This window comes from Candidatus Limnocylindrales bacterium (assembly GCA_035559535.1).
In the GTDB taxonomy this organism is placed as follows: Bacteria; Moduliflexota; Moduliflexia; order Moduliflexales; family JAUQPW01; genus JAUQPW01.
Genome location: DATMBG010000043.1, coordinates 99,998 through 111,431, shown reverse-complemented (window position 1 = coordinate 111,431; position 11,434 = coordinate 99,998). Strand labels below are relative to the sequence as shown.

9 protein-coding genes are annotated in these 11,434 nt (G+C 44.3%); all 9 read left to right on the top strand.

Translation table 11 applies throughout. The features are described 5' to 3' along the window. Positions 1-2: 2 nt before the first annotated feature. Positions 3-755 carry a glycosyltransferase family 2 protein gene (locus VNM22_16125; GenBank protein ID HWP48684.1) on the top strand — a complete coding sequence of 251 codons (753 nt, stop codon included), beginning with the start codon at positions 3-5 and terminating at the stop codon, positions 753-755. After that, positions 745-1,515 carry a class I SAM-dependent methyltransferase gene (locus tag VNM22_16120; GenBank protein ID HWP48683.1) on the top strand — a complete coding sequence of 257 codons (771 nt, stop codon included), beginning with the start codon at positions 745-747 and terminating at the stop codon, positions 1,513-1,515. The genes VNM22_16125 and VNM22_16120 overlap by 11 nt, the downstream gene beginning before the upstream one ends. 394 nt (positions 1,516-1,909) lie before the next feature. Continuing rightward, positions 1,910-2,443, top strand: a complete 534-nt coding sequence (locus VNM22_16115; GenBank protein ID HWP48682.1) for a gamma carbonic anhydrase family protein — start codon at positions 1,910-1,912, stop codon at positions 2,441-2,443. Between the two features lie 4 nt (positions 2,444-2,447). After that, entirely contained in the window at positions 2,448-2,771 is a 324-nt protein-coding gene (locus tag VNM22_16110) for a hypothetical protein (GenBank protein ID HWP48681.1), read from the top strand. Between the two features lie 145 nt (positions 2,772-2,916). Next, positions 2,917-3,486: a hypothetical protein gene (locus VNM22_16105; GenBank protein ID HWP48680.1), complete on the top strand. Its 570-nt coding sequence runs from the start codon at positions 2,917-2,919 to the stop codon at positions 3,484-3,486. Positions 3,487-3,566: 80 nt separating this feature from the next. Continuing rightward, positions 3,567-6,116 (top strand): ATP-dependent DNA helicase RecG, encoded by a 2,550-nt coding sequence (recG, locus tag VNM22_16100; protein ID HWP48679.1) that lies wholly within the window; start codon positions 3,567-3,569, stop codon positions 6,114-6,116. 116 nt (positions 6,117-6,232) lie between these two features. Further along, complete coding sequence (locus tag VNM22_16095; protein HWP48678.1) at positions 6,233-7,618, top strand: AMP-binding protein; 1,386 nt, start codon at positions 6,233-6,235, stop codon at positions 7,616-7,618. After that, positions 7,605-9,785 (top strand): ATP-binding protein, encoded by a 2,181-nt coding sequence (locus VNM22_16090; GenBank protein ID HWP48677.1) that lies wholly within the window; start codon positions 7,605-7,607, stop codon positions 9,783-9,785. The genes VNM22_16095 and VNM22_16090 overlap by 14 nt, the downstream gene beginning before the upstream one ends. A 121-nt stretch (positions 9,786-9,906) precedes the next feature. Next, positions 9,907-11,433: a sigma-54 dependent transcriptional regulator gene (locus tag VNM22_16085; protein HWP48676.1), complete on the top strand. Its 1,527-nt coding sequence runs from the start codon at positions 9,907-9,909 to the stop codon at positions 11,431-11,433. Position 11,434 lies beyond the last annotated feature (1 nt).

Sequence of the window (11,434 nt, the reverse complement as noted above, 5' to 3'; positions counted from 1 at the left end):
ATATGGAGACCCTCGATTTAAGTCTTGTGATTGCCTGTTACAATGAAGAACTGGTTTTAGAACAGAGTGTGAAGGAGATCCTTCAAGTTTTAGACTCCACCCGATATACCTATGAACTCATCTTTGTCGATGATTGTAGCCAGGATGGTACAAGAAAAATTATTGACGAGCTGGTAAGTAGATATAAAGACAAACCCGGACGGTCTTTACGATCCATAAAAAAAATCTTCCATTTAGAGAATCAGGGACGAGGTCAAACGGTAGCCGATGGTTTTCGGCAGGCAGAAGGGAGGGTGGTCGGTTATATAGATATCGACCTGGAAGCCCATGCCCGCTATATCCCCTCCATGATTATGGCTATCGATAATGGAGCTGATATTGCCGTAGGCTGGAGGATTTATAAGCTTCAGTTAAGAACTTTGCATCGGGCGATTTCCAGTAAAACTTATATCACCCTGGTTAATCGGCTCCTTCATACCCGACTCAAAGATACCGAAACCGGTTATAAATTTTTTAATCGAGAGAAGATTCTTCCCATTTTAGATGAGATCGAAGATAAACGGTGGTTTTGGGATACGGAAATTATGGTACGGGCCTATTACAAGCAGTTGAGAATCGAAGAAATCCCCATCCTCTTTATCAAACGCTATGAGGTACCTTCTACGGTAAGATTCTTTAGAGATTCCTGGGAGTATCTTATTAAACTTTTGAAATTCCGGAAGGTGGTTAAAACCTGGAAAGGCTATGAATCCTGAAGTATATCAACGGCATTATGATTTTGAAGAAGATTACTGGTGGTTCAGAGGTAGAAGAAAAATAATCTTCGATCAAATTGCCCTGTTGCCCCTTCATTCAGAAAAGTCCCTCATCCTGGATGCGGGGTGTGGAACGGGACTGACCACCAAACTTTTAAGTGCCTATGGAAAAACTTTTGGAATAGAACTCTCCAAGGAAGGACTTCTGTTTTGTAAATCTCGAAATTTAAAAAATCTGATTCGAGGAAATATCCAAAATTCTCCCTTTGCCTCCAATCAGTTTGATCTGATTACCATGCTGGACCTTCTGGAACATCTGGATGAGGATGTCGAGGTACTCAAAGAGATGCATCGGATCTGTAAAGATGGGGGGTATCTGCTTCTTTTCGTTCCGGCCTATGCATTTTTATGGAGCGGAGAGGATGTGGTCTCCCAACATCGGAGAAGATACACGGCAAAAGAACTCTTGAGCAAAATCCAGAAGAGTGGATTCCTGGTCAAGAAACTCTCCTATGTCAATACGTTTTTATTCCCTGTGATTTTCTCCATCATTACCTTCAACAAATTTTTCAGACCCAAAACCTTATCTAAATCTAACCTGGAACCTCTACCCATTTTTATTAATAACCTACTTACCCAAATCTTCAAGAGTGAATCCTTCTTCCTGAGAAAAATGAATTTTCCGTTCGGTACCTCGCTTCTCTGTTTAGCCGTAAAAACCAGGCCCCGGCCTTGTTTCAAGGAAGAAAGCGATGTTTAAATCTTTTTAAGTTCTTTAAGGGAATGACGGGTGAGGACATTCCGTCTCTTACGCCGGGTCCGCAACCCGGGATGTCTTTGTGAGGAGCGAGGTGAGCTGAAATCCAAAGTAAAGGGAAGGGGATAAAATCTTCCCATGACTTGAAGGGATGGCTTTGCTTGACTTGTCAGGACACGTGGAGGAATCCGTTATACTTTCTGAAACTATCATTATAAGATAAAAACACGAACTTTTTTCTTGAAATTATTTTGTAAGTGTGATTCAATTTTTCCTGAATGTCCTAAGGTTATAAGAACAAGATTGACAAATTTGTCCCTTGTCAAGGCCAGGTTCTGAGCTGGGTTCAGAATAGCCAGCCAAAACCTCCCCACAGAGGCCTTTATCATCAGCTTATATGCTCAAAAGCTATCGAGGTATCGTTCCTGAAGTTCATGAAACTGCTTTTGTAGAGGAAAGTGCCCAGGTTATTGGCGATGTAAAAATTGGAGCCCATTCCAGTGTCTGGTTTAATGCAGTTATAAGGGCAGATGTTAATTCTATACGGATTGGGGAAAGAACCAACATCCAGGATGGATGCCTTCTCCATGTTACCCTGGATAGACATGACCTTATCATAGGAGATAATGTGACGATTGGCCACGGTGCCATTATTCACGGATGTCATATTGAATCGAATTGTTTAATCGGTATGGGAGCCATCATCCTGGATGGAGCCAAGATTGGAGAGAATTGCATAGTAGCCTCTGGAGCCGTAGTGGCCGAAGGAAGCATCATTCCACCTAATACCCTTGTAATGGGTATTCCGGCAAAGCCAAAACGGGCCGTAACCGAGAAGGATCTGGAAAGAGTTCGGGCAGGATGCGAACGGTATGTTTTAAATAAGGAAACTTATAAAAGAGAAGTTCAGAATGTCCTAAGAGGGAGGTGAAGATGTGAAAGAAATTGTGGATGAAAAGACGGTGGTGATGATCATTAATTGGATAGCCGTTATAGGTCCCCTTTCAGGTATTCTTATAGGCTTTATCGTAGGGAAAATCCGCCATCGGGTCCATTCGGATACAATTAAAGGGTTTGTGATAGGATGCTTTGGGATTTTAAATTGGGTCATGTGGAATGTCTACGACCGGATAACAAACTATTATGGGTTGGATACGGTTAAAAATCTTGTGGTTAATCTTGTTATTTTCATCGCTGTAGGAATCATCGTAGGGCTTGTTTTGGGTATTTTTTGGAGAAAAGACTCTGTGGATAAATAAAGAGAACGGATAGGTGTCTTTTATCCGTGATGATGGGGTGGTGAAGCAGTGAGATGGTGAGGGGATAGGAACAGGATAGGAGATGAGACCCCACCACCCCCCTTTACCTCACCATCTCATATTGAACCAAAAAGGAGGTTTCCTTATGCGTTTCACAATAAGCTGTAGGGTATTTTTTCTTATAAGTTTCTTAATGGCTGGCTTATTATTAAATTCATATTTTGCTCTACCGACCGGAGCCCAGGAACGTTCTCTGGTTCCTTCAACTTCACCTCAAGAAGTTTATCCTTCTCGATGGTCGGATTATAGTTGGAGTTATCCCGAGTGTTATAACTCCCAATATCCTTATTCCTGTGGGGATAGATATAGAGGATGTAGTGAGATTTGTTATCGTTGGATCCCGGGCCATTATAAATACTACAAACGTTGGGTACCGGGATATTGGTCCTATCAGCCGATTTGGATACCGGATTATTGGAAATATGATAAAAAATGGGTACCGGGACGTTGGGAATCACGGTGTACCTCCCCATCTTGCTATGGTTACTACAACTATGGCTATTACAACTCTGACTATTACGACTCCTACCGTTCACCATGGCAGGATTATAGAAGTAGCGGGATGCCCGCAACAGTACCCGATACGGGAAGAGGGGGATCCACTCCCTACGGGTACTTCGATGCCAATGGGGTCTGGGTTCCCTACCGGCAGTAAAGACGCCCTTAATCTGTTGTCTGTTGTCCGTTGCTCTTGAAGAGCCATAACGGACAACAGATCACGGATCATGGAAAGTATTGATTTTATTTGAAGCTTTTCTGGCTATTATACAAAAACCCCTTCAATATGCTGCTAAAAATAACTTCGCCAACATAGAGCGCGTTCAAGATCTGGAGAAAACTGTTTTAAGTTGTATTCGAAATTTAGATATCCAATCCCTTCCTTCTGGAATTCAACAAAAACTTCAGGTCTTAGAAGGATTGTTCCAAGGATATGATACGGTTCCTCGACAGAGAAAAATAGAGATTATCACCGAAGCCTTACAGGTGATAGACGCCATTTCGGGACGTGGGGAGGAGGAGACCCGAAGATACGGAGACGAAAAAGTAAGCCCCGTATCCCAATCTCCCTACACCTCCGGGCCTCAGAACGCCTCAGAGTCTCAAAATGATGATTTCGATGTCTCCCCCTTTAGCTTAAGTACTCCACTTCAGTATATCAAGGGAGTGGGCCCAAAGCGGGCCCAAATTTTAAAGAAGCTTAACCTGACGACCGTTGAAGATGCTCTTTTCTTTCTTCCCCGACGTTATGAAGATAGAAGGCATATTAAAACCATTGCAGCGCTGGAAGCCGAGGCGTGGGAAACAGTTTATGGAGAAGTTAAAAATACCGGCGTGGTTACAACACCTCGACAGAAAACCAAAATCTTCGAGGCTTTCATCGGAGATGATAGCGGCACCCTGGTGGCTAAATGGTTTAATCAGCCTTATTTAAAACAGATCTTTAAAAAAGGAAGCAAAGTCATCCTCTATGGAAAAGTTAAATTCAGTAAAGGAGGGTTTCAAACCAGCTTCCGCTATGCTCCCAGGGAAATGATCCAACCGGAATATGAAATCCTGGATGAGGAAGAACCCGACCTGTCTGTTGGGGCAGGAGCCCGGCAAACGACCCATGTCCATATGGGACGCATTGTACCCATCTATCCCCTCAGTGAAGGACTCTACCAAAAGACTTTACGAGGGGTTATGAAGTCCATCGTAGATCGCTACGCAGATGCTTTGGAAGAAATACTTCCGCCTGGAATCAAAGAAAAGTACGGCCTGTTGGATCTGCCGGAAGCAATACGTCGGGTCCATTTTCCCGAGGAGGAGGATGACATTGAAAAACTGAATCGAGGAACTTCCGAACCCCATCGCCGATTGGTTTTCGACGAATTTTTTCTCCTGGAACTGGGACTTGGTTTGAAGAAGCGTGGGGTTGCCACCAAACAGAAAGGAATTCAGTTTCAGTTTACCGGAGAACTGGAGCAGCGCCTGAGAGCTTTACTTCCGTATCAATTGACCAAGGCCCAGGAGCGTGTGCTTTCTGAAATTAAAAGGGATATGCAATCCGTCCATCCCATGAACCGGCTGCTTCAAGGAGATGTGGGTTCCGGAAAAACAATTGTGGCCCTTATTGCGCTGCTCTGGGCTGTAGAAGCCGGCTATCAAGGAGCCATCATGGTTCCCACAGAAATCCTGGCGGAACAACACTATCGAAATATCTCCGGGTTTGTAGAAAAACTAGGACTTACGACCTGCCTGCTGACCAGCAAGCTTCGGAAGAAGGAACGAGAGCAATACCTGTCCAACATAAGGGAAGGACGGACTCAGATAATTATCGGAACCCACGCCTTAATTCAGAAAGATGTAGAGTTCCAGAAATTGGGACTTGTTATTATCGATGAGCAGCATAAATTTGGGGTTATGCAGCGAGCCACTCTAAAAGAAAAGGGATATCAACCGGATGTTCTTATCATGACGGCAACTCCGATTCCCAGGACGCTTTCACTAACAATTTATGGGGATTTGGATGTATCCATTATCGATGAGTTACCTCCGGGTCGAACTCCGGTGACAACCCTTTTATTTTATGATCGGGACCGGGATCGGGTCTATAACCGGATCAGACAGGAAGTAGAACAGGGCCGTCAGGCTTATGTGATCTATCCGCTGGTGGAGGAATCTGAAATCTTAGACTTGAAAGCCGCAACAGAAATGGCAAATCAATTAAGCACCGAAATCTTTCCCCAATTCAAAGTAGGATTAGTCCATGGGCGAATGAGTAGTGAAGAAAAGGAACAGATCATGACGGCTTTTAAAAACCGGGAGATTCAAATCTTGGTTTCTACAACGGTTTTAGAAGTAGGGATCGATGTGCCCAATGCCTCTGTGATGTTGGTAGAGCACGCAGAACGATTCGGTCTTTCTCAACTCCATCAACTTCGGGGTCGTGTCGGGCGAGGTCCTTATAAATCCTACTGCCTGCTTCTGGCCCATCAACCTGTTGGCGAAGAGGCTAAGAGGCGTCTTAATGCCATGATCGAAACTACCGATGGATTTATCATCGCGGAACGAGATCTGGAAATTCGAGGGCCTGGAGAATTTTTCGGTACCAAGCAATCGGGTTTGCCCGACCTGAGGGTAGCCAATATCCTTCGCGATGCGAAAATTCTGGAACTGGCCCGAGAAGAAGCCTTTCGGATTGTCCGACAAGATCCTACCCTTTCCCGACCCGAACATCAAAAACTTAAATGGGCTCTAGAAAAACGTTGGGCTAAGAAATTGGAGCTGATCAGCGTAGGGTAAGTAGAGGGGTGTGGAAGTGTGGAAGTATGGGGGTATGGGAGAATTTACACCCATACTTCCATACCCCCATACCCCCATACTTCCACACTTCCACACTTCCCTACTCTTTTATGAGTATGAACTGGCCTCCTATTTATGATGAAACTTATTTGCCGGAGTTGCATCAGAAATATTGGTTCCCACGAGAAGAAACCATGGATCCTGAAGAACGGGAGAAAATCATTTTGAAAAAGCTTCAGGCTCAAATTACCTATGCCTATCAACACGCTCCTTTCTATCGTAAAAAATGGGATGAAGCTGGACTTCAACCGGGAGATATTAAAACTCTGGAAGATTTCCACAAGATGCCCGTAGTGACTAAGCAGGAAATTCGAAAGGATCAGATGGAGCACCCACCTTTTGGATCCTATCTCTGTATACCCCGGGAGCAGGTGTTAAGAATCCATGGGACTTCTGGAACAACGGGAAAACCAACGGCTTTTGCCATTAGTCGGGACGATTGGAGACGAATTGCCAATGCCCACGCGCGGGTCATGTGGGGAATGGGATTACGACCAGGGGATACCGTTTTTATCGGCTCTTTTTTTAGCCTTTATTTGGGAAGTTGGGGGGCTCTCGTTGGCGCCGAGCGACTTGGTTTGACCTGTTTTCCCTTCGGAGCCGGAGTTCCCGGGCAAACCGAACGGGGAATTGAATGGATGCGAGACATCAAACCAACTGCCTTTTATGGGACCCCTTCCTATGCTTTATATATTGCCGAGAAAACCCGGCAAGCCGGATACGATCCCAGGGACTTCGGATTGAAAATCATGTTCTTTTCTGGAGAGCCCGGAGCCGGAATCCCCTCCACCAAGAAACTCATAGAAGAAACTTACGGGGCTATTTGTATTGATACGGGAAGTACGGCAGAGATGACTCCCTGGATGAGTAATGGGGAATGTGCAGATCGTCAGGGAATGCACCTGTGGCAGGATATTGTTTACACAGAACTCATCGATCCGGATACCCGGCAGGTCGTCCCCTATGGAAAAGAAGGTGTTCCCGTCTATACCCACCTGGAGCGGACTTCTCAACCTATGATTCGCTTCTGGTCCGGAGATTTATCTACCTGGACCCAGGAACCCTGCAGTTGTGGAAGGACGTATCCCAGACTCCCCAAAGGGATATACGGTCGGATTGATGACATGTTCATTGTTCGCGGCGAAAACATTTATCCCAGTGCTATTGAGGATGTACTAAGGGCCACCGAGGGATTTGGTGAAGAGTTTCGTATTTTCATTACCCGGGAACGGACCATGGACGAACTGACCGTCCAGGCCGAGTATAGCCCCCGCTTCCAAAAGGAAGCTGAAGAGAATCCCCAGATACTGGAGAGATTACGGGAAACCCTGGAAACCAGGCTACGGGTCCGCCTTGGAGTTCGAACGAGAGTTGAGTTGATAGAGCCAGGAAAACTAGAGCGGACCCAGTTCAAAGCGCGAAGGGTTATTGATAAACGTTAAAACCGGAAATCAGAATCCAGAAATTTACATCCTGAATTCTGATTTCTGGATTCTGAAAGCTATGACTTTTCAAGTCCAGAGCGCTCTCATCGCAGCTATCGTAAATCTCTGCTTTGCTGTTTACTTTATCCTTAAGGATCGAAAGAACCAACTTCACCGAACTTTCTCCTATCTCAGCTTTAATATTTTTGTCTGGAATCTAGGATTTTTCCTTTATAAGCTCACCCAAAGTGATTTCTGGTACCGGATTCTTTTTCTCGGTTCTCTTTTTATTCCTCCCAGCGCGCTTCACTTTACCCTTGTATTTCTTTCGGCTCGAAATCCCATAAAATGGAGACTTTTAAGATATACCTACGGAATCAGTATCGGTCTCTTCATAACCGTTCTGACTCCCTTCTTTTTCATGCGAGAGTGGAGTATCATAACGGTTTGTTATTTCTTTCCGGTTCTTTATCTTTGCCTGTATTTGATCTATAAACGGTATTCTGAAACAGAATCAACTACAGAAAGGGCTAAGCTCAAATACATGATAATCGGTGGAGTTATTGCCACAACTGCCGGAATCACAGATTTTTTACCGGGAATAGGAATTGACTTTCCCCAGTTGGGAAACCTGGCCGTTATGGTTTATATGTATTTTATCTCTCAATCTATTGTAAAGTATCGATTACTGGATCTCCACGAAATCATCGGAAGGGGAATCGTGCTTGTTACCCTGGCTTCTATAACTGGAGGTATCTATGGAGCTCTGGTGTTATGGATTGGGAACAAGCCGGGACTTGCTATCTTTAACACTTTTATTGCCTCTTTACTGATTTTACTTCTTTACGAACCGATTAAATTGAAAGTCCAGGACCGGGCAAATCGTATTTTTCTCAGGGAAAGTTATAATCTCCAAAATATTTTGAATACCTTGAGTCGAAAAATGGCCCGGGTTTTAACGGTGGATGAACTCTTTAGCCTGATTATCAGCACGATTAAAGAGTTTCCCCGTATAACCCATGCATCGGTTTACGTTTTGGATGAACGGGAGGATCTGTTTAAGCTGGTAGAAGCAATCGGCGATCATCGGGAGAGAATTCCCAAATTCCTTGAGACTAAAGTTCTCACCGAGTATATCAAGGAGAAAAGAGGTGCCTTGATTCTGGAAGAACTGGAACGGGAGTTGAGAACTTACGAGATGGAGAACGGGAGAGGAGAAGAGGGGGGAAAAGGATATACCAACAACCCATCTTCTTTGACTCGTTCCTCCACTCCCTCCCTCCCTTCTCCGGCTGTTATTAAGTCCATTTGTGAGTTGTTGAAGAAAATGGAAGCCCAGGTTTGCATCCCTCTGATGTGTAGACAAGACAGGGTCCTGGGACTCTGGAACCTTAAAGACGCAGGTTCTGAAGAGGCTTACTCCAGTCACGAGATTGCCTTGCTTATGACCGTTGCCAATCAGGCGGCTATCATTATTGAGAATTACAAAATCTACGAAACCATGAAAAGGAAAGATCGTTTAGCGGCCTTAGGAGAGATGGCTACGGGTCTGGCCCATGAAATAAGAAACCCCCTGGGAGCTATTAAAGGTGCAGCCCAATATCTTCAAGTAGAACCTTCCATAGAGGAAAGAAAAGAGTTTTTAAGTATTATTATTGAAGAGGTCGATCGATTGAATCATGTAGTTTCTCAGTTCCTGGATTATGCACGTCCCTTCAAGAAAAATATCACCCTTTGTGAAATCAATAAGATCCTGGAGAAAACCTATGCTTTGATTAAAGCCGAGGGGATTCCCGAACAGATAAAAGTAATCCTGGACTTTGAAGAAAATTTACCTTTGATCCATGCCGATGCAGAACAACTTCGACAGGTTTTTTTAAACCTTTTTTTAAATGCCATCCAGGCCATGCCGGAAGGTGGAAGTTTAGTTGTTTCTACGACTCTGGAGAATGATCCCGATAAAACCGGAACGTATTTAAGTATAAAATTTATAGACACCGGGGTTGGAATTCCTGCAGATCATATAGATAAATTGTTTAATCCATTTTTTACCACCAAAAAAGAGGGAACAGGGCTTGGCCTGGCCATTTGCCATCGTATTATCGAAGGACATGGCGGGGCCATTGAAGTTAGCAGTCAAATCGGTAAGGGAAGTCAATTTGTGGTAAAATTACCTGTTCAATGAGGGGGTAAAGTGATAAGGTAGTGAGGGAGCCCAGGAAGGTAGTTACGCGGGAGTGAGAGAGTGAAGGGGTAAGATAAGGATAAAGAGCCCCTTTTCACCCTTCACTACCCATAAAGAGCCCTTGAAAAAAAGGATCCTTATCGTAGATGACGAAAAAAACATGCGTCGGATTTTAGAGGCCTTATTAACCAAAGAGGGTTATGAGGTCGCCGAGGCCGTGGATGGGGAAAGTGCCCTCGCCTGGCTAAAAGGGAATATCTGTCATGCAGTCATCACGGATTTATTGATGCCGGGAATGGATGGACTTGTTCTTATGGAGCACATCTTAAAAGATCATCCCGGTCTCCCTGTCATTATTATTACGGCACATGGAACCATTGAGACGGCTGTAGATGCCATGAAAAAAGGAGCCTTCGATTATATCACAAAACCCTTTGAGCAGGATGAGATGAGAACCATTGTTTATAAGGCAGTTAAGACCCAGGAACTCAACCAGAAGGATATTCTCCCTGAATTTGAGTATCAGGAACGGTTTGGAATTATTGGGGATAGCCCGGTTATGAAAGAAATTTACAAAATTCTTGAAAAGATATGGGATAGTCCTTCAACCGTTCTGATTACCGGTGAAAGTGGTACAGGAAAAGAATTGATTGCCCGGGTTCTCCATGAAAGAAGTTTCAGAAAAGGAAGGCCTTTTATCAAAGTGAATTGTGCTGCCATCCCCGAAAACCTGGTAGAGAGTGAGCTTTTCGGTTATGAGAAAGGAGCTTTCACAGGGGCTGTGGGAAGTAAACCCGGTCGATTCGAGCTGGCCCACACCGGTACACTTTTTTTGGATGAAATTGCCGAGATCAAAAGGGAAGTGCAGGTAAAACTTCTGCGAGTTCTTCAAGAACAAGAATTTGAAAGGGTGGGGGGAATTAAGACCTTAAAGGTGGATGTGCGCCTCATCGCGGCCACAAACCGAGATTTACAAAAAGAGGTCAGGGAAGGAAATTTTCGAGAAGATTTATTTTATCGACTCAATGTAATTCCCATTAAAGTACCCCCTTTGCGGGAACGAAAAGAAGATATCCCCCTCCTCATTCACCACTTTATTGCCAAATACAATAAACGTCTGAATAAGAGCGTACAGGGTATCAGCGAAGAAGCTAAGGCCGCTTTGATGGAATATAACTGGCCGGGGAATATTCGAGAACTGGAAAATGTCATCGAACGAACTGTTTTGCTTTTAGATTCTGATTTTATTACCTTGAAAGATTTACCGGAGGAACTGAGAAGCCTGGTGAGTACAAGAGTTGCATATAATATTTCAACTGAATTACCCGGCAGAGTAGAACCTGATTTGAAATCTATATCTGCACCTCAGTCCGGAGAGTTGGTGGGAACCGGTTCCCCTCCCAATTCTACTTCAGAAGGCCAGATTACCGGTTCAAGGGAGGGTGGCTCCGATTTAAAATCAGATCTGAGTCTAAAAGAAGCTGTTAAACAGGCTACTGCTCAAGTGGAGAGAAATTTAATTATTAAAGCGCTTCAAGAAACCCGAGGAAATGTGACCCGGGCAGCTAAAAAATTGGGCATCAGTAGAAAGAGCCTTCAAACTAAAATGAAGGAATATGAGCTAAGGGAAAAAGAATGGAATAACTAGC

Coding starts and splice junctions, on each gene's coding strand:
- VNM22_16105 (HWP48680.1), top strand. CDS start 2,917: ATGCGTTTCACAATAAGCTGTAGGGTATTTTTTCTTATAAGTTTCTTA.
- VNM22_16115 (HWP48682.1), top strand. CDS start 1,910: ATGCTCAAAAGCTATCGAGGTATCGTTCCTGAAGTTCATGAAACTGCT.
- VNM22_16125 (HWP48684.1), top strand. CDS start 3: ATGGAGACCCTCGATTTAAGTCTTGTGATTGCCTGTTACAATGAAGAA.
- VNM22_16095 (HWP48678.1), top strand. CDS start 6,233: ATGAACTGGCCTCCTATTTATGATGAAACTTATTTGCCGGAGTTGCAT.
- VNM22_16120 (HWP48683.1), top strand. CDS start 745: ATGAATCCTGAAGTATATCAACGGCATTATGATTTTGAAGAAGATTAC.